This is a genomic window from Desulfoluna sp. HI9BLuna (genome assembly GCF_056829775.1).
Genome location: NZ_CP186555.1, coordinates 2,807,365 through 2,829,497, shown reverse-complemented (window position 1 = coordinate 2,829,497; position 22,133 = coordinate 2,807,365). Strand labels below are relative to the sequence as shown.

Here is a 22,133-nt window from a genome sequence, read left to right as displayed (position 1 = left end):
ACTCCCAAAGGGAGCCGGCTTTTTTTGTGCAGTTAAGTCTTCAGGGGGCCGTTAATAGGTCTCGTCGTAGACAAGGCTCTCCAGAAGGGCTTTGTCGGTGAGGCGGGCCTTGATATCCACCCCGAAGAAGGACTCCACCGGAGCCAGGAGCTCGGGGTTGTTGTCCATCACCTCGGTGAGGTAGCCCACCACCACGTCAAGTCCCTTGCGGGTCATTTTACCCAGGGGCTTGCGGCAGGATCCCGAGGGCATCCCCAGGAGCTGCATGGCGGTTTTCACGGCCAGGGGGTTCCGGGCCAGGCACTTGACCTCGCCGAAGGGGGTCTCCTCCATGGTGACCACGCTGGTGAGTTTGAACAGCGGGGTGAGGGCCTTGTGCAGGGTCTCGGCTTCATCCATCTTGCCTTCGGCCACAAGCCTGATGAGCTTTGAGGCGGGCCCGGGTACGATGTTGGAGGCCACGGAGATGACACCGGAGGCGGCAATGGCCGGGTCGGTCATCATCTCCACCACCAGGGCGTCGTCTCCCGAGAAGATGTTGAAGTCGGGGCCGCAGACTTCGCGGGTGCGCTTCATGTTGTCCAGATTGCCCGTGGCCTCCTTGACGGCTGAGACGTTGGGGCACTCCCGGTGAAGCAGGGCGATGTCTTCGGGAAGCATCTGGGCGCCGGTGCGACCGGGGATGATGTACGGAATCACCGTGATGTCCGGGAAGGTCCGGGCCACGGGGGTGACATACTCTTTTCTGATCTCAAGGGAGCTGGGGCCGTTGTAGTAGGGGTCCACAAGGAGGACCGCGTCCACCCCGGCTTCCACGGCGTGCCGTGTTGCTGAAAGCGCCTCGTTGGTGTTGTTGCTTCCGGTGCCCGCAATACAGAAACATTTCCCCTTGGTCTGTTTGGAAATAATCTCTATCAGGCTGTTGTGTTCGTCCCAAGCGAGTGTGGGGCTCTCGCCGGTGGTTCCGACGGCCAGGATTCCTGTGATGTCGTTTTCGATCTGAAAGCGACACAGTTTTTCGAGGCCCTCGTAGTCCACAAGATCATTTCTAAAAGGGGTGATCAGTGCTGTGTAGCAGCCTTTTTTCATTGTCTTACCTCTGGCTTCGCAAATGTGACTGTAAGGTGGCTAAAGATTACAAACCTTGGAAAAATATAAAAAAAAAGAATGGTGTGTCAATACCAAAGGCTTGATTTCAAGGGGAAGGCCCCTACCTTTGTTGGTTTGGGATCCCCACCGGAACCTGTTTCGCATGAAAGGGGCCAGACCCTTTCGATTTGATTTGACAACCTTGGGAGGGCGTTATAGTTTGTGAATTTATTAAAAAAAAAGAAACCGAAGAGGCGGGTTGCACCTTTATATAAGGGGGTGTGCCCACTTTTTTCTGGCCGTGACATAAAAAAAAATACCCGGTTCTGAGCGAGGGGTGCCCGGTTTGGGGTTTCTTCTCGTTTTGGATGGGTTACCAGACAAAGAGGGATCATGCAAAAGCCGAAGAACGCGCAAGAACATATTGCTCAACTGAGGGATGCCATTGCCGGAAATCCCGATTGCGGAAACAGCCACTACAACCTGGGCGTGGCTCTGATGGGATTGAAAAAGTATGATGAAGCCGAAGCCAGCTTCAACGAGGCCGTGGGATGTAGTCCCACCCTCGCCGAAGGCTATGTGATGCTCGGCAGTATTGCCCTGCAGCGTGAAGACGTGGAGGGCTGCCTTTATTATAATAAGCTGGCCACCAAGTCCCGGGCCGGGTTTGCCGTTGGGTACGGCAACATCGGTTTCATTGAGCTGCAGCGCGGCAACGTGGACGAAGCCATCAAGAACCTTCAGAAGGCCATTGTGCATAACTCCAAGTTTGTCCAGGCGTACACCACCCTGGCCAACGCCTACCTGATGAAGGGCCTGGTGGACGAGAGCATCACCACCAGCAAGAAGGCCCTTGAGGTCCAGCCTGATTTTCCCATTCCCCACCACAACCTGGGGATCGCCTACATTGAAAAGGAAGAGTACGCCAAGGCCATTGAGCACTTTGACATAGCCCAGTCCATGGGCTACGAGGTGCCTGAGGCCCTGCTGAAAGAGGTGGAACCCCACCGCAGCTAAGCACTCGGATTCAAGGCCCCCTGCACACACTGCAGGGGGCTTTTTTTATGGCAAATACCTGCCCTGCAACCTGAAATTGATGAAGAAGCAACCCATGAAGATTACCTGGAATCTGCCCGGTCACAGCCGCGGCGGTCAGATCGATGACGCAGTCCTTGCCACCCCGCTGCCCGCGGACCGTACCTGCGGGGAAGCGACCTTGTGCTACGGCCACTATGTCCGTGCCGTAGAGACCGTCCTTGAAAAAGAAGCCGCAGGCAGGGGAACCGGTCTGTTTCGCGCCTTGTTCTCCGCTCCCCTTCCCACCGTGGGATCTGTCCATGTGGAGATCCTCAAGCACGGGCACTTTTATCATCCGGCCCGCATGACCGTGTGCTCGGATGCAGGAGAGAGATCCCTGGTGGTGAACCTGGCCGTGACCCCCGAAGGGGGAGCCTGCGCCGAAGGGGAGTTTGCCCTTTTGAAACAACTCTCCTGCCGAAGTGCGGCCCTTCCCGATGTGTACGCCCTGGACGCCGTGGACGTGGACACCCATCGCGTGGTCCTTTTTTTCGGGGAGTGGTTTGAAGGCTTCCACGAGTTTCACCAGACCCGCCAAGACGGGAAAGACCGTGTGGTGGTGTGGGCCGGTGACGATCACGTCCTTTTACCCCCTCACCAGGAGGCCTCGGTGTATCGTCAGGCCGCCGAGATCCTGACCCGGCTCTACAACCCCCTAACCTTTGAGCTGGTGCAGCCCTGGCACCATGCGGCAGGGGATTTTGTGGTGAACATCGATGGGGAAGACCCTAGGGTTCGCCTCATCACCGTGCGGCAGTACACGCCCATGGCCGATGTGGAGGAGCCCGGGGCCGAAGAGCTTCTGGAAGGAGCCCTCTATTTTCTCATGCTCCTGAGCCTGCGGAACCGGTTAGATCGCTACGACGGCATCGGTGAGGTTGCCTGGGTGGGAGATCACTGCGTGCCCGCCACCCTCCAGGGGTTTTTCGACGGGGTGGCCCACCTCACCGATGTGGGGCCCCTGGAGGGCTCCTTCGGTGACTGGGTGGGGCGGTATCTGGTCGCCCATACACTGGAAGATTTTGTTGAGACAGCCTGCGGGGTGGTTTCGTCCTTCAACCCAGGGGCTTCGGAGATGGGGGAGGTGACGGCAAAGGCTGCCGAGCACGGGGCCGCGTTTTATCGTGCGGTCCAGCGGATGAATACCGAGGAAAACAGAAAATAATTCTGATTTATTTGTTCATTTAAATTGAATAAAGCTAGGCATATCTTCAAAGGCGGACCCCCCATGGGGTCCGTTTTTTTTATGTTTAAAAGTAAGTATTGAGATAAGAAATCAATGGGTTGATCTGTGGGGGGAGATAGCTTGCGATGATGTGACTCGCCGTGAAACACGATGAGATATTCCCTGAAAGGTGTTATTTGCAGAAGGGGTCTGTTTTTGACCCGATTTTATGATTGCGATGTAGATATCGATAGGTCTCAATAGATTAACTCGTCTCACAATTTAACGGGAAGGCGATGCGCGGGCATGAGGCCTTGAAAGGCCTTTGGAATGTAAAGCCTTAATAACCACGGGAAAAAGCTTTTTTATTGACAAGAAAAGGCAATAACTTTATACCATGGAGTTTGATAATAGGGCCATTATAGTTGATTAATGGAAATTGCATAGACAGTAGCAGCTGGGACGGTTTGTTTTGGCTGTTATTTTATGTGGTTTAAGGTTTAAGGTTTGAGTGACTTGGCAATCAAAGTCAAATGGTTTCATTTGATTTCGTCTTGTTGAGTTAAAATTATTTATTCAATGGAGGTAAGGCAATGGCAAAGCATGAAACCCCTTTGTTGGACGAGCTGGAATCCGGGCCGTGGCCAAGCTTTGTGTCCGACATCAAGCAGGAAGCCGAAGTCAGGGCAAAAAACGAAAAAGGAATTGATTTTCAGATTCCTGCTGAAGCTTGCGACGACCTGCTCGGTCTTCTGGAACTCTCCTACAAGGACGGCACCACTCACTGGAAGCACGGCGGCATCGTAGGTGTTTTCGGTTACGGCGGCGGCATCATCGGGCGTTACAGCGACAAGCCCGAAGAATTCCCCGGCGTGGCTTCCTTCCATACAGTACGTGTGGCTCAGCCTGGTGCAAAGTACTACACCACTGAGTACCTGCGTAAACTGATGGATCTGTGGCAGTTCCGTGGTTCCGGTCTCACCAACATGCACGGTTCTACCGGCGACATCGTTCTGCTCGGTACCACCACGCCTCAGCTGGAAGAGATCTTCTACACCCTGACCCACGAGATGGATCAGGACCTCGGCGGTTCCGGGTCCAACCTGCGAACCCCCGCTGACTGTATCGGTCAGTCCCGCTGCGAATACGCCTGCTACGACACTCAGGAGCTCTGCTACTTCCTGACCATGATGTACCAGGATGAGCTGCACCGTCCCGCGTTCCCCTACAAGTTCAAGTTTAAGTTCGACGGTTGCCCCAACGGCTGCGTGGCCTCCATGGCCCGTTCCGACCTCTCCTTCATCGGTACCTGGAAAGATCAGATTCAGGTGGACCAGGCTGAAGTGGCCAAGTACATCGACGGCACCAACCCCGCCAACGCCGGCGCTCACAGCGGTCGCGACTGGGGTAAATTTGACCTCGACGCCGAAGTACTCGCTCTGTGCCCCACCGAGTGCATGAAGTACGAGAACGGTGAACTCAAGATCAACGACAAAGAGTGTAACCGTTGCATGCACTGCATCAACGTTATGCCCAAGGCTCTGAAAGTCGGTAAGCAGCGTGGTGTTTCCATCCTCGCCGGCGCCAAGGCCCCCATCGTTGACGGCGCTCAGATGGGTACCCTCGTGGTTCCCTTCCTTGAAATCGACCAGACCATGAACAAGCAGCTGGCCGACTTCGACTCCGAAGAAGAGTGGATGGAGTACCTGGAAGAGAAATACGAAGCGCTCACTGAAGTCATCGAGTCTGTCTGGGATTACTGGATGGAAGAGGGCAAGAACCGTGAACGTCTCGGCGAGCTGATGATCCGTCAGGGTCTCCAGAAATTCCTTGAGAAGATCAACATGGAGCCCCAGGCCGTACACGTCGATCATCCCCGTACCAACCCCTACATCTTCTGGAAAGAAGACGAAGTTGAAGGTGGCTGGGACCGTGACATCAACGAATACAGAAAGCATCACGCACGCTAGGAGGGGTATACCATGGCTTTTATTTCCTCAGGATACGATCCCGAAAAACCGATGGAAGGTCGAATCACGGACATTGGCCCGAAGCATTACGACCAGTTCTATCCCGAAGTTATCAAGAAGAACAAAGGCAAGTGGAGCCACCACGAGATCCTCGAGCCCGGCGTTCTGGTTCACGTGGCTGAAAGCGGTGACGAAGTGTTCACCGTACGTTGCGGCGGCGCTCGTCTCATGAGCTCCACCCACATCCAGGAGATCTGCGACATTGCTGACAAGCACTGCGACGGTCGTCTGCGTTTCACCACCCGTAACAACATCGAGTTCATGGTGGATTCCAAGGACAAGGTTGAAGCCCTCAAGGCTGATCTTGCCCAGCGCAAATTCCCCGGTGGGTCTTACAAGTTCCCCATCGGCGGTACCGGCGCCGGTATCTCCAACATCGTCCACACCCAGGGTTGGATTCACTGCCACACCCCCGCCACCGATGCCTCCGGCACCGTAAAGGCAACCATGGACGAAGTGTTCTCTGATTTCCAGGATCACAGACTGCCTGCCAAGCTCAAGATCTCCATGGCTTGCTGCCTCAACATGTGCGGCGCGGTTCACTGCTCCGACATCGCCATCCTCGGTTACCACCGTAAGCCTCCCATCTTGGATCACGAGTACCTTGACAAGGTGTGCGAGGTTCCCCTGGCTGTAGCTTCCTGCCCCACCGCGGCCATCAAGCCCGCCAAGGTAGAGCTCCCCAGCGGCGAGACCGTTAACTCTGTAGCGGTTCGTAACGAGCGTTGCATGTACTGCGGTAACTGCTACACCATGTGCCCCTCCATGCCCCTTTCCGACGCCGAAGGCGACGGTATCGTGCTCATGGCTGGTGGTAAGGTGTCCAACCGTATCAGCGCACCCAAGTTCTCCAAGGTTGTTGTGGCCTTCCTGCCCAACGAAACCCCGCGCTGGCCTTCCATGACCAAGACCATCAACAAGATGATCGAGCAGTACGCCAAAGGCGCCCGTAAGTACGAGCGTTTCGGTGACTGGGCTGAGCGTATCGGTTGGGAGCGATTCTTTGACGTGTGTGAACTCGACTTCACCCACCACCTCATCGACGACTTCCGCGATGCTGCGTACCAGTCTTGGCGTCAGACCACTCAGTTCAAGTTCTAATTTACGCTGAGCACGCATCCATTTCGTATGGAAATGGATAACTTGCAGGGGACCTGGTCTCCAGGTCCCCTGCCCTATAAATTGGAGGTCCCCAATGGCATTAGAAAAAGAAGCAGCCAAAGAGGTCATCATCGAGAAACTGACCAAGAAGTCCAAATCCAAGTCCAAGTTCTACTTGAAGGATTTCTACGCATTCTTCCCCGATGAGAAGCCCCGCGCCGTAAAGAATATCGTGAACGCCCTCGTAAAAGACGAAGTTCTCGAGTACTGGTCCAGTGGTTCCACCACCATGATCGGTCTTAAAGGCCAGGGCAAGCAGGCCGGCGCAGAAGGCGAAGAGTAATCTTCCCCTGTTTCGCTGACAGGCTTTCCAGCGTATTTGTCTAAGACTCCCAAGTGCAGTGATTGATGAAATCTGAAAGAATCAGCAGTATCCCAGGCCTTTTTATTTCCGCGCTTCGCGGTGGATCAGGGAAAACCATTCTGACCATTGGCATCACCGCTGCACTGAGGAGTCTTGGCAAACAGGTTGCCCCCTTTAAAAAGGGGCCCGACTACATCGATGCCGGGTGGCTCTCCCTGGCTGCAGGGAACCCCTGCTACAACCTCGATACCTACCTGATCGACCACGACACCGTGGTCTCCTCCTATCTTGCCAATTCAGCCAAGCTGGGCGCGGACATCGCCATTGTGGAAGGCAACCGCGGCCTTTACGACGGCATCGACATCGACGGCAAGACCAGCACCGCAGAAACCGCAAAGCTTCTCAAGGCACCCGTGGTCCTCGTTCTGGACTGTTCCAAGAGCACCCGCACCATGGCAGCGGCCGTCCTGGGATGCCTCCACTTCGACCCGGAGCTTACCATCGGCGGGGTGATCCTCAACCGCATTGCAGGCCCGCGGCACAAGAACAACCTGATCAACAACATCGAATACCATACCGGTGTGAAGGTGATCGGGGCGGTGCCCAAGCTCAGGACCCATGATTTCCCCGAGCGGCACATGGGCCTTGTTCCCACCCCTGAACACGACTGGGCCTTTGAGTCCGTAAAAAACGCCGAGACCATTATCCGGGATAATGTGGACGTGCCGGGTATCATCTCCCTTGCGGAAACAGCCGAGCCCTTTGAGCGCACCGTCAGAGTCCCCGAGGTTGAGGGCGCAGGTACCGACGACCGACCTGTCATCGGGGTGATTCGCGACGCCTCCTTTCAATTTTACTACCCGGAAAACATCGAAGCCCTGGAGGCCGAAGGTGCCCGTGTGGTGATGATCAGCCCCTTAAGGGACACCGAGCTCCCCGACGAGCTTGACGGGGTCTACATTGGCGGGGGCTTTCCCGAGACCCACGCCCGTGAGCTGGGTGAGAATGTGAGCTTCCGCCAGAGCCTTCTTGCCCGCATCAAAGAGGGTATGCCTCTCTACGCCGAGTGCGGCGGTTTGATCTACATGGGAGAAGAGCTCGAAGTGGATGGAGAGATCCACCCCATGACCGGTCTGTTTCCCCTCTCCTTTTCCGTGTCCAAAAGGCCCCAGGGACATGGGTACGTGGTGGCCGAGATCACCGGGGAGAATCCCTTTTTTGAGGTGGGAACCCGCATCAAGGGCCATGAGTTCCGTTACTCCAAAATCACCCGATGGGACCGGGAAGACAATGACGCCGCCTTTACCATGGCACGGGGCACGGGCATGGCCGACAAGGCCGACGGCATCACCAAGTACAACGCCCTGGCCACCTACACCCACATCCACGCCCTGGGCACCCCTGCCTGGGCACCCTCCTTTGTTTCTAAAGCCTTAGAATACAAAAATCGATCTTAACAATCCCGGCTGATGCGGCCCGTCCGCAAGACCACCCCTATTGCCTCGCCACCTTCCACAGAAAGCGGTGCTGTCGCGTACGTAGGCTCTTCTTTAAACCACTATGTCGACGGGTTGTATCTGTGCGGTTACGGCAGGCGTATGCCCGCAAGGAGATCTTGATGGATATTTTTTTTGAGGGATTTGTGTGCTTGTGGGGCGGGATCAAGGGATGACCGGCCATCACGCCGGAAGGTGCGGAAGCCGCACCCGCACATGGGAACACCTGTTTAAAAAACGACATGTCCCGTGCGGGTGGGCTGGGTGCACCCTCCGGCGCCTGGTAAGCCCAAGGGGCCTTTTAGCAGGACATTAAACCTGCTTGAAGATATCCCCAACCATGCGGGGATTCCAGGTACCCCGGCCGGATCGGGTGGGGACCTTGGCCTTTAAAAAGGCCGTAGCGATGCGGGTCTGGGTGAGGCCCTGGGTTTTGAATTCGGCCATCACCTCCATGAGGCGGTCCTTGAAGGCCCCTTTGTCTTCGGCGCCCATGACGGCGAGCTCTGCTGCCACGCTGTCCAGATCGCTGTCGCTGGGGGTGGCGGGCTCTGCTACAGGGGCAGCCGGTGCGGACTTTTCCGCCGCAGGAGCTGCAGGATCAGGTGCGGCCTCAACCGCAGCCTTGGGTGATACGGCAGCAGCAGGGACCGGCTGAGCCTCGGGGGCCTTGGCCACGGGCGGGGCCGGTGCAGGCTGAGTAGGCTGATTACCCTTCATGGCCGAGTCGCGTTTTTTCTTCTGCTTGAGGAGCCACTGGGTCACCTGCTTGGCCTTTCGGGTGGTGACGGCCTTGAGCTTCATCTCTTTTCGGTACATGGCCGCGTCCATGACGAGGACCCCGTGGGGATCGGTGAGGACAGACCCCGGAAGGTCGGTGCTCTCCACTGCCCATCCGTCGTTTTCCAGCCAGTAATGGACCTGGCCTTTCATGGGGCCTTTGCCGATGACGCCCTTGATCCAGACCCAGCCTTTGTCGCAGCGGTTCTGGATGAGGCCGCTCATGAGGGCCACGCTGCGGTTCTGGCTCTTTTCATGGATATGGTAGAGGTTTTCGGCCATGATGGACTGGACAGCCAGTTCCATGCGCTCAGATTCAATGAGATCTCCCAGCAGGGAGAGAGGTTTGCACGCTCTTTTCGATTTACCGGGTTTGAAATGAACCCTGATCTTTACATCCTTCTTCAACGGTCTCACTTCCTGTCATGACTTGCTGTGCGTTTGCTGTGACGGCTTGGAACACAAAACGGCCCACGGGAACACATAGTAAGGATCGCTTCCCCCAACAAAGGGAAAACCCGCCTTAACCCTTGGCTGATTTGACTCAATACCCAGGCGGATCGCAACGATGAACGGGGTCTATGTGTTGTCGTGGGCCCTTAAAAAGCCGCACCGAAGGAAATCATTTGGCGGTATCACGGGTGAGACCCCTGTCTCCCCTACCGAAGAAAAATGCTTTCACTTCAAGATGATGGGTTTGAGAAATCCATACCATAAATTCTCTTTGGAGACAAAAAAAATGGGGGGCCAAAGCCCCCCAGGTTCAAAAAAAAGTCACTTTTTCACTTTCAGACCTTGAAACGGCTCACCAGACCGCTCATTTCATCGGAGAGCGTGGCCAGGTTATCGGCGTCGGACTGAACGCGGCTGCTGTTGTCGGCCAGGAATCTGGCCTGGCCGTTGACCTCCTCCATCTCCTCGGTGATTCCGTGGGTCTCTTCGCTGCTCTGGGAGATGGTCCGGGTGACTTCGTCAATGCCCATGGAGGTCTGGGCCACGTTGTCGGCAATCTCCCGGGTGGTGACAGACTGCTCCTCAACAGCAGCGGCGATGCCCGCTACAATTTCGCTCACATTGGAGATGATGGTGTCGATTTCGGCGATGTCGCTGGTGGCCGCATCCGTGGAGTCCTGGATTCCCCGGATTCGGTCGGTGATTTCCCCGGTGGCCTCGGCCGTCTGGCGGGCCAGGTCCTTGATCTCCCCTGCCACCACGGCAAAGCCCTTGCCGGCCTCTCCGGCCCGGGCCGCCTCGATGGTGGCATTCAGGGCCAAGAGGTTGGTCTGGTCCGATATCTCGGAGATGGTCTCGGTTACCACCCCGATGTCCCGGGCGGCCGCGGCAAGCTGTTCGACCCCTTTGGCCACCCCGCTGGCCTTGCTGGCCGCCTGGGTGGAGATTTCCCGGGCCCGTCCTGAATTACCGGCAATCTCCGTGATGGTGGCGGTCATCTCTTCGGCGGCCGAAGCGATCATCCCCACGCCCGCCGAAGACTGGTTCATGGCGGCGGCCACATCGGCCATGTGGGCGTTGAGCTCCTTGCCGGAGGTGGTGACGGAAACGGCCTTGTCGCTCATGTCCCCGGAGGCGGTTTTCATCTTGTGGGTGACCCCGGAGAGGTCGGTGGAGGCCCCGTCGATGATTTTGGTTTTGCCGGCAATCTGGGTGATGAGGTCCTGGAGGTTGCCCACAAAGGTGTTGAACCATTGGGCCAGCTCGCCGATCTCGTCCCCGGACTGGATGCGGATGCGCATGGTCAGGTCTCCCTCCCCTTGAGAGATATCCCTCATGCGGGAGGCAATGCGCTTGATGCGGGTGACCACCATGGCCTGGGTGAGGGTTCGGACCACGAGCCAGATCACCACCATGGTGATGGTGGCGATGATGATCAGCTGGTTCCGGAGGGTGACGGCCGCGGCAAACACCTCCTCAGACGGTGCATTGATGACGGTGATCCAACCGGACAAGTTCTCCTGCTTGAAGACCGAGATCTTCTCCTTGCCCTTGAAATCATAGGTCCTCAGCCCATTTTTCAGCTTGAGGATCTCCTTGCTGAAATCAAACATGTTGCCGTTAAGGGTGAGGATCTTGCTCTTGTCCGGGTAGGCGATGACCGCCCCGTTTTCCTCCATGACAAAGGCATACCCTGTCTCCCCCACCTTGATGGGGTCGATGAAGAGCTCGGTGACGGTGTTCATCTTGACCACGAGGCTGATGACACACACCACGGCGTTGTTTGCTGTCAGGGGCAGTGATTCCACGTAGACGGGCTCGCCGCTCACCTTGCTCTTGATTACCCGGGAGGTGACGGGCTGGCCCTTGAGGGCTTCCTTGAAGTAGGTCCGGTCCGAAATATTCAGGGAGTTCTCCACCCCGGGGACTGCCGAGGCAATGATGGTTCCGTCCGGCAGGGTGATCAGGAAGTTTTCGATGCTGGGAAAGGTCTCAAGGATGCGGGAGAGCTTCTCATGAACGGCCTTGCGCATCAGAGTGTCCTGATTGATGGCGAAGTTTCTGTACAGGGTGTCCGACCCCCAGTAGTGCAGCAGGGAACGGTTGTCTCGGATGAATTTTCCCAGGACCTCGGAGGTTGCCTCGGTCAGGGAGGTAAGCTGGGTGTGAACGCTCTGCTTGAGAGCATTTTTGGAGCTGACATACCCGAGGGTGGTGATGGCCACAAGGCCCGTGAGGATGATGAGCAGGACAGGTATAAGGAATTTTAGGCGTAGCTTCATGTGTGGTTCTCCGTGCCAACGTTGAAATATAAGGGGTGAAGAAAGGCTCTTCACATATTGCCTAACGAAGAATAAAAAAAAGGCCGGGTCGGGCAGCTTTATTTTGCTGATAACGCCATGGAAGTCGCGTTTCGTTTTGCCCGTCGTGAGATGTTGTATACTTAGTTCAATCTCACTAATGTAGTCTTAACGGCACGGAACTATGTTTACTTAAGAACTAATTCGGAATTTTTCGAAACTTTTTTAAAACGAAGAATAAAACAGGGGAAACCTGTCGTTATTTTAAGTGATTACCGGATTGCTGACAGAAGGGATCACCCGCGGTCTTTTCGTGTGGATTGGGTAAGTGAACGCCGGAGAGGAAGGGGTGGGTGGGCAAAGAACTGCCGGGAAGCGGAGGGCGGGAGCAGGCAATGAAAAAGGCGCTTTTTCCTGAAAAGGAAAAAAGCGCCTTTAAACAGATGCCCTGAATCAGGGACGACTACTTTTTAATTTTGCCTTCGGTGTGGCATTTTTTGCAGCTTGTGGGGGCCGGCCCTTTGGCTTTCTTGTCTTTGGCCTTCTTCTTGAACTCTTTGTTGAAGGCTTTGTGACAGGTGATGCAGTTGTCATGGACGGCCTCAGCATGGTACTGACGCTTTTCCTTGCCCTTGAGCTTTTTCTTGCCTTTGCCCTTGGGAGCCCGGCCGAGCTTGTCGTGGCAATCGATGCAGCGCTGGACATCATCACCCATGGTGAGTTCCAGGGCTTTGCCGTTTTCATCGTGGTGGCACTCACCACAGCCGATCTTGTAATCTTCGTGGTGCTTTTTGTGAGTAAACGGTACCGGGCTGTACTTGTGTCCGCCGGCTTCGGTGTACTCTTTGGTTTTCATGTCAAAGGTGTCTTCCACGGTGGTCCCTGCCCAGAGAAGACTCACCGCCGCAAGAGAGACCACAAGGGCGGACAGCAGCGTAATCAAACGGGTTTTGTTCATTTTTAGTTTCCTTTCCTCTCCCAGTCGGTGACGGTTCGGTACGAAAGGTGCAGCCCGTGGCTGTGTCGTCAACTCCGCAGCGGCCGTCCCGGTTTAAAGCGTGATTCCCCTAAAATCACCATTTACAGAAATTATAAACGGGGTGATCTTATCAGGGGGAACTTTCAATGTCAATTGGTTCTCAGTGGATTTATCCAGTAGAAAACCATGGATTTATGATGTGTTTATAAAAGGTTACCCTTGAAGGGCTTCCTTCGGGTCCGGGCGTGGAACCGGGGTGGGAACCGGGATATCCCGGGGGTCGGAGACACCGGATTCGAAATAGCGATCGGCCTGGTACATCATGGCATTGAGCCGGTCGTCAAGCAATTGGCGCGCCTCTTCACAGGCCTCGCGGGAGGCGCCCTCTTCCACATGGATGGGTTCGGCGTACATGAGCATGATGCGGGAGAAGGGCTTGGGGATGATGGTGCGGTCCCAGCTTCGCAGGGTCCAGTGATTGTCGCAGCTCCACATGCCGGCCTGGATGGGGCGGCCCGATTTCTGGGCCAGTGCCACGATGCCCATCTTGGATATATAGGCAGGGCCGGTGGGAGCGTCGCAGGCCAGGGCCGCAGGGTGGCCTTTTTGGACGTAGGGCACCATCTCCAGCAGGGCCTCGCGGCCCCGTTTTTTGGAGGATCCCCGCACGGAGATCCAGCCAAAGGCTTCGACATAGCGGGAGGCAAGCTCACCGTCCCGGCTCATGCTGGCCATCACCACCACCTCTTTGAAGCGGTAGTACCAGATGTAAGGAATCAGGCGCTGGTGCCATGTGACATACAGGACATTGCCGTGGGTGCGGCCCCGTTTGTGGGCGGCGCCAGCGTCTTTACCGAAAATCTCCAGTCGGCAGGTGGCAAAAAGAAGGGAAAAAAGGACCCGTGAAAGAAGGCCGATTGCGTAGGACAAAGGGGGACTGAGCTTCTTCAATGATCGTCTCCATGGGTTTAATCTGCGGGTCTGGACCCGATGGGAAAATTCCTGGGTCGCTATTCTATCCTCGGGGTGTAAATTGATCAATTGAAAAAGCCTGTTGGAAATTTGAGGGTGTTCGAGGTACACTCATGGGCCTTGGGACCCTTTGGATAGGGACCCTGACGCCCGGTCACCGGATAAAATCCATTGCAGTTTTCTTCAATTATGCTATTGCATCGGGTGGCGCGGACGGTGCCGTTTCCGTATTGTATAGTGAGGGTAAATCGGTCGGTTAGCTCTGGTTTCCGGAATGCATGCCCCACGGGGGCCTGCCCGTGACGGAGGGCGCGTCTGTTCAGTGGGCCGAACCACTTTGTGATCAACCGGGGTACGGCCTTCTGTGTTTTGGATATTGCCCTCTGGATTCAGGGTGTTGGGTGGATCCCAAGGGGTATGGATACTTTTTTTGCAGGAGGCATCGGTGAAAGTCAGGCAACTTGCCCGTCAAATTGTTGAGTTTTACGAAAAGATTTCCTCCTGGGAGAATTCGGTGGTTAAGGGGAGCGGGTTGACTCCTTCCCAGATGCACACCATAGAGATCGTGGGCCACGAAGGTCGTCTTCGCATGCGGGAGCTGGCCGAGAAAAAAGGGGTCACCACGGGAACGGTGACGGTAACGGTGGATCGCCTTGAAAAAGAGGGCTACCTCCGGCGGGAAGCCCATGAAAAAGATCGCCGTTCCTATGAAATTGTGCTGACAGACAAAGGCGAGGCGCTTTTCAGGCGCCACCATGAATATCATGTGAGCTTAACCGAAGAGATGGCAGCGGCCCTCACTGAGGAGGAGATGGTTCTCTTTTCCGGGATATTATCGAAGGTCAACGGAGTATTTTAATCATGGATCATCACGAGCAGAATTTTCTGGAGCAGCATTCAGACGAGTATATTGAAATGGCGTACAGCTACGAAAGGCTGGAGCGCGTGGAGAACCCCGACGGCTACGGCAAGCGCGTGGGGGACTGCGGGGACACGGTGGAGATGTTCCTGACCATCGAAGAGGAGACCATCAAGCACGTCGCCATCCAGATCGACGGATGCCTCAACACCATCGCCTGTGCCAACACCGTGGCCTCCATGACCGAGGGGCGGACATTGGAAGAGGCCTGGGAGGTGACCCCTGAAAAGGTTGCCGGCTACTTAAAGACCCTGGAAGAAGATCATTTCCACTGTGCGGAACTCTCCGTGGGTGCCTTTTTTCTTGCCCTGAACGATCATCGCAAGAAGACCCGAAACGGATGGAAAAAGACCTATACCCACTGAGGTGTTATGGACGAAACCCCTGACAACCGCCTTTTTTTCCTCATCAACCGAAGCCGTCATGTGCTGCTGAAGTGGGCCGATGCCATCCTGATGGAGAAGCTTTCCGTCACCTCGGCCCAGCTTGCAGCCCTTTTTATCCTTGAAAAGGAAGACGGGTGCCTCTTAAAAGAGCTGAGCCGGGGGCTGGGGCTGAACAATTCAGCCATCACAGGCCTGGTGACCCGCATGGAAAAAGCAGGGCTCATTGAAAAGCGCAGCTGTCTTGAAGACGGGCGTGCTTTCCAGGTGTATATTACCCCCAAAGGGGCCCGAACCGCCGCCCTTGCCCTGCCCCTGGTGGATCAATTCAACGAGTTCGCTTCAGAGGGGTTTACTCCGGAGGAGATGGAGACGGTGTGCCGTTTTCTCGGCTCTGTCATCCACAAAATCTCCTGTGCCCAGACCCGTCCCTCCTGATTTGGCTTCCTGCGAAATTCTATCCTGTTTTGTGCTTGAAGTGATGGGTTGCAGCGTTGTTTTTCGGGATGGGTCGCACTTTACTTGTCAAACCCTTGCCCGTTTGTTCTGAAAATCGGTCTTTTTTATCGTTAATGAGTGCTTTTTGCTCTTGGCGTGGCTGAATGTTGAAAACTTTTTCTAATTCGACCTTCCGAAGGCCTGGATTGTTCATAACTTTTCAACAGGACCCTGCCTGAAACCAGCCACAGGACACAATGACGTTTCCCCTGCTCACAGAATGGACCTTCTGGTTATGGATGGCTCTGGTCCCTGTGGTGGCGCTGGCCCTTGTCCGGGCCCTGCGCATCATCGGCTGGGCTCTCTCCCTTACCCGTGAGATACGCGCCCTTGAGGCGCGGGCCAAAACCGCACCGGATCATGAGGCTGCCGCCCTTGGCGTGGTGGTCTCTCACTGCAGGGCGACCCTTCGCTCTTTCTCCCCCGACCTTCCAAGCCTTGACGACCTTCACGGCTACCTTACCGAAGTTGCCGCCGCCTTTCACCCCGAGGCGCCTCGCCCGGAACTGAGGGTGTCTGTGGGCCACCTGATCCGAACCCTGAACCGTTCCCTGGATCGCTTTGACGCCGTGCTCGAACGGCCTGGCCTGGCTCGCCTCAGGCGGGTGAGAGTTGCCACGGTCAAGACCAGCACCCGTCGGTTGAAACGGATCACCGGCTTTCCTCCGGTGCGCTGGTACCTTCGTTTCAGGCGCTGGGTTTCCGGCATGAACGTGTTTCGCCTGCTTCTCCTCCCCGATCCCGTCTCCTGGCTGATTACCCTCTCCGGAAATCTCTCCCTCATGGTTCTGGGCAAGTGCCTCCTGACCGACCTTCACCTCTTTGTGGGCACCACCGCCCTGGAACTCTATGGCTCACCGGGTGCCGAAGGGGAGGCCTCCGGCGGTGAGCCTGCTCCCGAGGCCATGGAAGAGGTCTTAAGGGAACTCGAGGGGCTCGACGATGCCCCGCCCGCAGCCATGGATCCTGCCCTTGCCCCCCTTCGCAGACGGATCACCGGGGTGTCGGCGCTTTTTCATCCCACCCCCGGCCTCTCTGTATTTGGGAAAACCGTAAAAGAGTCCGCTGAGCTTCTTGCCCAGAAGCACTTCCCCGAGGCGGACTCTCCCCTTGATGAGGCCAGAATCGGCCCTATCCTGGAGCGTACCCGCCACCTTCTGGCGCAGTTGGGCAAGGGGGAGTCCCTGCCTGTTGCCGGGCGTCTCTTTCGCGTCCGCCTGGACACCCTGGCAACGGTTCGCCGGTATGCCGAAGAGAGCCTGCCCAAAAGCCTCAAAGAGGCCGTCACCCACGGGAAAAAAGCCTATGGCTGGCTCAAGTGGCCCCTGACCGCTTACCGTCTTACGGCCAGGGGCGGGCTCCTCAAGGTGGCTGCGGGCCTGGGATGGCGTACTGCCGGAAAGGGCGTCACCCTCTTTTTGTACGGGCGCCTCTACGACTACGCCATGGAAGACGTGGACAGCGTGATGAGGCGATCCAAAGAGATGGCCTGACAGCCACGCAAGGTGGTTTAGAGTTTGGGCACGGGCCGTGAGGTTGCCTGGAAGTCCCTCATGAACATCTCCGGAATACTCTGGGATTCAAAGGTCTCCTGTCCCTCTTTCATGCCGAACAAAGAGAAGCAGAAGCCGATGGCCGCGGCACCGTTAAAGACAACCCGGGCGGCGCTTACGGATTGAAGGGCCGGGGTGGACACGAAACTCCAGAGGGCCGGATCCAGTGAGACACCGGAGTCGGTTGCCTGGCCGCTGATGGTGGCCAGGCCGGTCTGGGTGTTGATACGGCCGCTGAGCTCAAAGGTGTAGCTCATGAACGAGAGCTGGCTCCCGGTTTGGAGGACTTCATCACTTCCTTCCGTGGTCGTGGCAATGGTCATGGTCTCGGTGATGGACTGATAACTGCCGCGCTCCGGGATAAAGATGGTGACGTTGTAGGTGCCGTCAAACTTTTGCTGTGCCATGGTGGTCTCCTTTGGGTCGGACAAACGAAGGTTAAGGGATTGCTGTGCCCATGGGGCGACATCTGCGCAACCGCTGGTGGGGCAACAGAAAGAAGGTGGGGCTGTCTGTGGCGGAGAAGGAGGCGATGGTGGGTGCAGAACGGCGGTGAATACAAGGGGGCCCATGGGAATGAATGTTTGGGTAAACCTTGTAATTTATAGGGGTTGATGGGTGCCCTGTCAATGTTTAAGATGCGTTGATTTTTCGATGTTGAACGGGCTATGGTACGGGATGCCGAACCCAGCCGGAAAACCAGGGGATTCCCAGTCATCAGGCCACACCGGACCCGGGTGCGATTTTATGAAAATCGTGATCATTCCAGCTGTTATGTATACCGGAGGGCCTCCACCGGGGTGATGCGGGCTGCTTTGGTTGCCGGGTAAAGGCTGACAACCAGGCCCAGGGTGACGATAACCCCGTTGGCGGTGAGGATGTCCGTGGGGGTGAGCACCGGGATGATGATGCGGGGCATGCCCCACATCTCGGTTCCCGCGGCAAGGGCGGAGAGGTCGATGCCGTGAATGGCGATGAGAAAGACCGTGGCAATACCCAGGATATTGCCTGCCGTAAGGCCCAGGAGCAGCAGGAAAAGGGACTCCAGGAGAACCCCACGGATGATACCCGAAGGGCTCATGCCCAGGGCCCGGATAAGGCCGAATTCCCGGATTCGCTCGAAGACAGCCATGAGGGTGGTGTTGACAATGCCGAAGCCCATGGCAATAAAGACCACCCCGTACCAGATGTAGATGAAGGAGTCCGATAGCTTCAGGTACGCGGCCAGCATGGGCAGGCGCTCCTGCCAGGTGGTGACGGAGAGGGACTCGGTGTTGAGGGCCTGGCTTATGGCCCTGGCCACCTCCTTTTCTTCTCCCATCTCAGGCAACACAATGGAGACCTCCGAGAGGCGGTCCCCCAGTCCCAGCATCTGTTGTGCAGCCCCAAAGGGGACAAAGAGATAGGTCTTTTCGGTTGCTTCCAGGTCCGCGTCAAAGACCCCCACGATGCGAAAGGCTTTGGAGGCGATCTCTCCTTTTGTGTCCTGGCTCATGAGGATGAGCTTGTGACCGATCCTGGCCTCGTAGGCGTTGAGAAGGGCCCGTCCTACAACCACCTTGCTTTTGTCCGAAGCCTTAAGGGGGCGCCCTTCGGTGACGGCCCCGCCGATAAACGAGACAAAAGGCTCGCGCTCCGGGTCCATGCCCACAAGGGTCACCCCGCCGGAGTGGCGCGCGTTGGCAGCCACGGCCCCTACGCGGATGCGGCCGGTCCAGTGGCTTCCCCGGGGAAGACGTGTCGAGAGGGCCTCTTTGTCGATGGCGCCCTCACCAAGGGAGTAATCCACCACCGGATCGTCCATGTACTCGGGGTGCTGGATCTGTATGTGGCCGGTGAGGGTCTTGATGCCGTTGCCCAGCATCTCCCGCTGCATGCCCCGGGTCAGGGCGCTTAAGAGGATGATGCTCCAGATCCCGATGACCACGGCCGTTGTAATCACCAGGGTGCGCCTCGGGTTGCGCCAGATATTGCGCCAGGCCAGTTCGTTATGCATGGTGCATCGCCTCCACGGGGTTCATGTTCCGGATCTTCAGGGCGGGAAACAGGGCGGAAAACAAGGTGATGGCAAGGACGGCCACCGGGCCGATGGTGGCCGAGAGCAGCGAGAGCTTGGGATAGAGGCGGCCGCTGATGCCGTATGCCTTCATGATCTGGTCACTTCCCGGGATGAGGATGCCGTGGGACTCGAACCAGAGGGTCAGGGCTGCTCCAAAGGCGATGCCCACCGCAAGGCCCGTTGCCGTCATGAAAAAGGATTCGGTTAAGACCAGCCCCATGAGGCGTCCCGGGGTGGTGCCGATGGCCATCATCACCCCGAACTCCCGGGTGCGCTCGAAGATGGCCATGACAAAGGTGTTTAAAATGCTGAAGGCCACCACAATAATGAGGATCAGGTACATGATGAGCCCGCTCACCAGGTCCATCTGGATGCTCTGGAGAAGCCCGGGGATGAGATCCATCCAGTCCAGGGCCACCGGGGGGGGGCCGTTGTGGGGCAGCTCCGCCAGCTTGGCGCTGAGCTTCGCCTTTAAGGGCGCCACCTCCGACAGGCTGCTGGCCCGGATGGCCACCTCGTGCACCCCGCCTTCCATGGTAAAGAGATCCTGGAAAAAGGCCAGGGGCAGGAGCACCACGTTGCGGTCATAGGCATCCAGCCCCGACTCGAAGATTCCCTGAACCGCCACCACCGTGGCCGCCACCGATCCGTCCCGGCCCTGTCCCAGAAGCGTCAGCTCATCCCCCACCCCCACCTTGAGGTTCCGGGCCAGGGTCTCCCCCACCAGGGCCGCGTCTTCCCCTTTGAAATAGCTTCCCTGCCTGATGATGGCTGCCAGGGTGGAGACTTTCTTTTCACGCTCCGGGTCCACCCCCGTGACCATGCACCCGTAGGTCTGGCTGCCGCTGGTGACCAGGGCAAACCCGTTGGCCCTGGGTGCTGCGGCCACCACCCGCAGGTCCCCGTCCAGCAGAGCCGCTTCGGTCTCATCATCCCAGTTCAAGGCCAGGCGCACCTCCCGGTCTTTTTGGTACCCTTCGGCTTGCACCTGAAGATGCCCGGTGCGCAAGGAGACCGAGGCGTTGATCATGGTCTCGTAGGTCCCGAATTGAAACGAGAGCATAAACACCAGCAGGAGCGCTGCAAAGGCAATGGCGGCAATGGTCAGCAGCGTGCGCCTCGGATTCCGCCAGATATTCCGCCATGCAAGGGCGATGTCTGTGTTCATTGTAAGGCCTCATGGGGGGGGGGGAAGAAAAAAGGTAACTATTCAGCTCCAAAAAACAGCCTCCGGCGGCAAGGTGTGCCACCTTGGAAGCAGATAGCAGATGTCATTTGTCCTTCGTTCCTCGGGTCACATCACATCTGCATTTAAAACGGCATTCATGTACCTTTTTTTATGACCTGTTTGTTAAACTTTTTAAAAGTTTAGCCCCCGGCAGGGCCGCCGGAGGCATAAGCTGAATAGTTACGAAAAAAAATGGGTTTTTCTTGCGACCCTTATTTTCCCACCTTGATCAGGTTGGCCCGGGTAAAGGTGTTGGCCGGGAGTTCCCGGGTAAAAGAGAGGGCGTCGTAGACCATGACGGTGTACTCGTCCTCTGTGTCGGTCTTGGCCATCTTCCAGGTCATGGGAAAGAGCTTGCCGTCCACGGATTGGATATCCGAGGCCGTCATCTCCTTCACCGGTTCCAGCTCTTCATCAAAGAAGGTCTCTTTCAAGAGAATGTGGTCGTCCCGGATTTCAAGGGTGATTCTGCCCCAGATGACCGGGGCGTCGGGCTTGGGGTCGGACTGAACGTTATAGATGGTGTGGCCGTTTTGGGTGGTCTGTCCCGTGAGGCTGTGGGTGTAGTCGTAAATGAGGCTGTCGGTCTTGGCCAGGTCGTTGTTGGAGAAGTCCGAGCCCTGCCAGCTCTGGCTCATCATGGAGGGGGGCAGCTTGATGATTTTGTTGACTTTGGGGTTGTAGATCCACATGGTCCGCCCTTTTTTCAGGGTACCGTTGCCCCTGTCCTTGGCCGGGGACTTGATGACAAAGAGGCTCTCGGATTCTCCCTGGGTCCAGGCGTCGAGGGAGACGGTGCGTTGCCAGGTGGGGCGGTGGATGGTCATGGTGAGCCGGGAGACGGAGGCCTCCCCGCGCCAGTAGTCGAAGGCGGCCCGGACAATGGGTTCGGCTGATTCCCCGGTGCAGGGGGCGGGCATGAGACACAGCATCGGCAGGAGAAGGGCAGCCAGGACGCGTGTCAGAAAAATCACGCTCCGTGGGGCATGGGAGCTTTCTTGGAAGGTGCGGTGGGGGAAAAGCAGTTTCATCGCGGGCTCCTGGGGTGGTGGGTTGCCTCAGGCGGTCGCAAGGATAACGCGGCCATGTCTCCCCTGTTTTTGCACAGCAACAGATGGATTTCAATGGGTAATCACAGGGCTATATAAAATCCTCCCCGGGACGGGACGCCTTGGAATCGAGCCCTTGAAGGGTGACGGGCAGGGTGTAGAACTCCACCCGCAGTTTCACGGGACCGGTAATCACCACGTGGTGGTAGCGCTCCGGGAAGATGACCACGGGGTGATCGGGGTTGCAGTCGATGGGGTGGTCCTGATCGTCTTCCCAGACGAACTGGCAGGCCCCCTCTTCCACCACGAGAAGCCCGCACTTGCCCTTAGGGGCCATATGCTTTGCAAGGATGCCCGGGGCAATGGTGGTTTCGTCCATGGTGGGGGTGGCACCGGCACGTTCTGCGCCGGGAGGCAACTGGGCGTTCTGGAAGTTCATGGGTACCTCCTTGGGTGGGGGATTCATGGGGGCTGAAAGCCGGGAATCGGGCTTTCGGTTGTTAGAAGATAAGCACCCCTGCCCTTTTTTCAAACCCTTATAACCTGCGACCCGCTATAACCTGGGGGACGCAGGGTATCTGTCTGGTTTTTATGGTGGATACCCATGTACTGGACGGCGGCGCTTTCAACAGGTTATA

General features: G+C 56.9%; 20 protein-coding genes. 10 read left to right on the top strand and 10 right to left on the bottom strand.

Translation table 11 applies throughout. The features are described 5' to 3' along the window. Positions 1-51 precede the first annotated feature (51 nt). On the bottom strand, positions 52-1,089 hold the full coding sequence (dapA, locus tag ACOYW0_RS11510; protein WP_482418575.1) for a 4-hydroxy-tetrahydrodipicolinate synthase: 1,038 nt from the start codon (positions 1,087-1,089) through the stop codon (positions 52-54). Between the two features lie 393 nt (positions 1,090-1,482). Here dapA and ACOYW0_RS11505 point away from each other — a divergent pair, with 393 nt between their 5' ends. The 6 genes from ACOYW0_RS11505 to ACOYW0_RS11480 all read left to right on the top strand — a co-directional run bounded on the left by ACOYW0_RS11505 (position 1,483) and on the right by ACOYW0_RS11480 (position 8,283). Next, complete coding sequence (locus ACOYW0_RS11505; protein ID WP_180138195.1) at positions 1,483-2,106, top strand: tetratricopeptide repeat protein; 624 nt, start codon at positions 1,483-1,485, stop codon at positions 2,104-2,106. Between the two features lie 94 nt (positions 2,107-2,200). After that, the gene (locus tag ACOYW0_RS11500; protein WP_482418574.1) at positions 2,201-3,331 is read left to right on the top strand and encodes a hypothetical protein; all 1,131 of its coding nucleotides are present in this window, start codon (positions 2,201-2,203) and stop codon (positions 3,329-3,331) included. 593 nt (positions 3,332-3,924) lie between these two features. Continuing rightward, complete coding sequence (dsrA, locus tag ACOYW0_RS11495) at positions 3,925-5,301, top strand: dissimilatory-type sulfite reductase subunit alpha (protein ID WP_482418573.1); 1,377 nt, start codon at positions 3,925-3,927, stop codon at positions 5,299-5,301. 12 nt (positions 5,302-5,313) lie between these two features. Then, positions 5,314-6,462, top strand: a complete 1,149-nt coding sequence (gene dsrB / locus ACOYW0_RS11490; protein ID WP_482418572.1) for a dissimilatory-type sulfite reductase subunit beta — start codon at positions 5,314-5,316, stop codon at positions 6,460-6,462. Positions 6,463-6,556: 94 nt separating this feature from the next. Then, positions 6,557-6,805: a dissimilatory sulfite reductase D family protein gene (locus ACOYW0_RS11485; protein ID WP_180138187.1), complete on the top strand. Its 249-nt coding sequence runs from the start codon at positions 6,557-6,559 to the stop codon at positions 6,803-6,805. Positions 6,806-6,870: 65 nt separating this feature from the next. Next, on the top strand, positions 6,871-8,283 hold the full coding sequence (locus ACOYW0_RS11480) for a cobyrinic acid a,c-diamide synthase CobB (RefSeq protein ID WP_482418571.1): 1,413 nt from the start codon (positions 6,871-6,873) through the stop codon (positions 8,281-8,283). A 351-nt stretch (positions 8,284-8,634) separates the two neighbouring features. Here the strand turns inward: ACOYW0_RS11480 and ACOYW0_RS11475 are convergent, their stop codons facing one another. The 4 genes from ACOYW0_RS11475 to ACOYW0_RS11460 all read right to left on the bottom strand — a co-directional run bounded on the left by ACOYW0_RS11475 (position 8,635) and on the right by ACOYW0_RS11460 (position 13,785). Beyond that, positions 8,635-9,510 (bottom strand): hypothetical protein, encoded by an 876-nt coding sequence (locus tag ACOYW0_RS11475; RefSeq protein WP_482418570.1) that lies wholly within the window; start codon positions 9,508-9,510, stop codon positions 8,635-8,637. A gap of 380 nt (positions 9,511-9,890) precedes the next feature. Further along, entirely contained in the window at positions 9,891-11,837 is a 1,947-nt protein-coding gene (locus ACOYW0_RS11470) for a methyl-accepting chemotaxis protein (protein WP_482418569.1), read from the bottom strand. Positions 11,838-12,318: 481 nt separating this feature from the next. Beyond that, entirely contained in the window at positions 12,319-12,813 is a 495-nt protein-coding gene (locus tag ACOYW0_RS11465) for a cytochrome c3 family protein (RefSeq protein WP_482418568.1), read from the bottom strand. A gap of 234 nt (positions 12,814-13,047) precedes the next feature. Next, positions 13,048-13,785, bottom strand: coding sequence for a lysophospholipid acyltransferase family protein (locus ACOYW0_RS11460; protein ID WP_482418567.1), 738 nt, complete (start codon positions 13,783-13,785; stop codon positions 13,048-13,050). Positions 13,786-14,251: 466 nt separating this feature from the next. Between ACOYW0_RS11460 and ACOYW0_RS11455 the strand changes: the two genes are divergently transcribed. The 4 genes from ACOYW0_RS11455 to ACOYW0_RS11440 all read left to right on the top strand — a co-directional run bounded on the left by ACOYW0_RS11455 (position 14,252) and on the right by ACOYW0_RS11440 (position 17,099). After that, positions 14,252-14,665 carry a MarR family transcriptional regulator gene (locus tag ACOYW0_RS11455; RefSeq protein WP_218950983.1) on the top strand — a complete coding sequence of 138 codons (414 nt, stop codon included), beginning with the start codon at positions 14,252-14,254 and terminating at the stop codon, positions 14,663-14,665. A gap of 2 nt (positions 14,666-14,667) precedes the next feature. Next, positions 14,668-15,090, top strand: coding sequence for an iron-sulfur cluster assembly scaffold protein (locus tag ACOYW0_RS11450; protein ID WP_180138172.1), 423 nt, complete (start codon positions 14,668-14,670; stop codon positions 15,088-15,090). A gap of 6 nt (positions 15,091-15,096) precedes the next feature. After that, entirely contained in the window at positions 15,097-15,546 is a 450-nt protein-coding gene (locus ACOYW0_RS11445; RefSeq protein ID WP_482418566.1) for a MarR family winged helix-turn-helix transcriptional regulator, read from the top strand. 257 nt (positions 15,547-15,803) lie between these two features. Then, the gene (locus ACOYW0_RS11440) at positions 15,804-17,099 is read left to right on the top strand and encodes a hypothetical protein (protein ID WP_482418565.1); all 1,296 of its coding nucleotides are present in this window, start codon (positions 15,804-15,806) and stop codon (positions 17,097-17,099) included. 17 nt (positions 17,100-17,116) lie between these two features. Here ACOYW0_RS11440 and ACOYW0_RS11435 read toward each other — a convergent pair whose 3' ends face one another. From ACOYW0_RS11435 to ACOYW0_RS11415, 5 genes are all read right to left on the bottom strand, one after another. After that, complete coding sequence (locus tag ACOYW0_RS11435) at positions 17,117-17,566, bottom strand: hypothetical protein (protein ID WP_482418564.1); 450 nt, start codon at positions 17,564-17,566, stop codon at positions 17,117-17,119. Between the two features lie 365 nt (positions 17,567-17,931). Further along, entirely contained in the window at positions 17,932-19,155 is a 1,224-nt protein-coding gene (locus ACOYW0_RS11430) for an ABC transporter permease (protein WP_482418563.1), read from the bottom strand. Next, positions 19,148-20,386 (bottom strand): ABC transporter permease, encoded by a 1,239-nt coding sequence (locus ACOYW0_RS11425; protein ID WP_482418562.1) that lies wholly within the window; start codon positions 20,384-20,386, stop codon positions 19,148-19,150. Before ACOYW0_RS11425 ends, ACOYW0_RS11430 begins: the two co-directional genes overlap by 8 nt. 272 nt (positions 20,387-20,658) lie before the next feature. After that, positions 20,659-21,477, bottom strand: a complete 819-nt coding sequence (locus ACOYW0_RS11420) for an outer membrane lipoprotein-sorting protein (RefSeq protein ID WP_482418561.1) — start codon at positions 21,475-21,477, stop codon at positions 20,659-20,661. 109 nt (positions 21,478-21,586) lie between these two features. Continuing rightward, the gene (locus ACOYW0_RS11415; protein ID WP_482418560.1) at positions 21,587-21,934 is read right to left on the bottom strand and encodes a TehB-like domain-containing protein; all 348 of its coding nucleotides are present in this window, start codon (positions 21,932-21,934) and stop codon (positions 21,587-21,589) included. Positions 21,935-22,133 lie beyond the last annotated feature (199 nt).

Coding starts and splice junctions, on each gene's coding strand:
- ACOYW0_RS11420 (WP_482418561.1), bottom strand. CDS start 21,477: ATGAAACTGCTTTTCCCCCACCGCACCTTCCAAGAAAGCTCCCATGCC.
- ACOYW0_RS11435 (WP_482418564.1), bottom strand. CDS start 17,566: ATGGCACAGCAAAAGTTTGACGGCACCTACAACGTCACCATCTTTATC.
- dsrB (WP_482418572.1), top strand. CDS start 5,314: ATGGCTTTTATTTCCTCAGGATACGATCCCGAAAAACCGATGGAAGGT.
- ACOYW0_RS11500 (WP_482418574.1), top strand. CDS start 2,201: ATGAAGATTACCTGGAATCTGCCCGGTCACAGCCGCGGCGGTCAGATC.
- ACOYW0_RS11485 (WP_180138187.1), top strand. CDS start 6,557: ATGGCATTAGAAAAAGAAGCAGCCAAAGAGGTCATCATCGAGAAACTG.
- ACOYW0_RS11450 (WP_180138172.1), top strand. CDS start 14,668: ATGGATCATCACGAGCAGAATTTTCTGGAGCAGCATTCAGACGAGTAT.
- ACOYW0_RS11415 (WP_482418560.1), bottom strand. CDS start 21,934: ATGAACTTCCAGAACGCCCAGTTGCCTCCCGGCGCAGAACGTGCCGGT.
- ACOYW0_RS11430 (WP_482418563.1), bottom strand. CDS start 19,155: ATGCATAACGAACTGGCCTGGCGCAATATCTGGCGCAACCCGAGGCGC.
- ACOYW0_RS11425 (WP_482418562.1), bottom strand. CDS start 20,386: ATGAACACAGACATCGCCCTTGCATGGCGGAATATCTGGCGGAATCCG.
- ACOYW0_RS11505 (WP_180138195.1), top strand. CDS start 1,483: ATGCAAAAGCCGAAGAACGCGCAAGAACATATTGCTCAACTGAGGGAT.
- ACOYW0_RS11440 (WP_482418565.1), top strand. CDS start 15,804: ATGACGTTTCCCCTGCTCACAGAATGGACCTTCTGGTTATGGATGGCT.
- ACOYW0_RS11445 (WP_482418566.1), top strand. CDS start 15,097: ATGGACGAAACCCCTGACAACCGCCTTTTTTTCCTCATCAACCGAAGC.
- ACOYW0_RS11480 (WP_482418571.1), top strand. CDS start 6,871: ATGAAATCTGAAAGAATCAGCAGTATCCCAGGCCTTTTTATTTCCGCG.
- dapA (WP_482418575.1), bottom strand. CDS start 1,089: ATGAAAAAAGGCTGCTACACAGCACTGATCACCCCTTTTAGAAATGAT.
- dsrA (WP_482418573.1), top strand. CDS start 3,925: ATGGCAAAGCATGAAACCCCTTTGTTGGACGAGCTGGAATCCGGGCCG.
- ACOYW0_RS11465 (WP_482418568.1), bottom strand. CDS start 12,813: ATGAACAAAACCCGTTTGATTACGCTGCTGTCCGCCCTTGTGGTCTCT.
- ACOYW0_RS11470 (WP_482418569.1), bottom strand. CDS start 11,837: ATGAAGCTACGCCTAAAATTCCTTATACCTGTCCTGCTCATCATCCTC.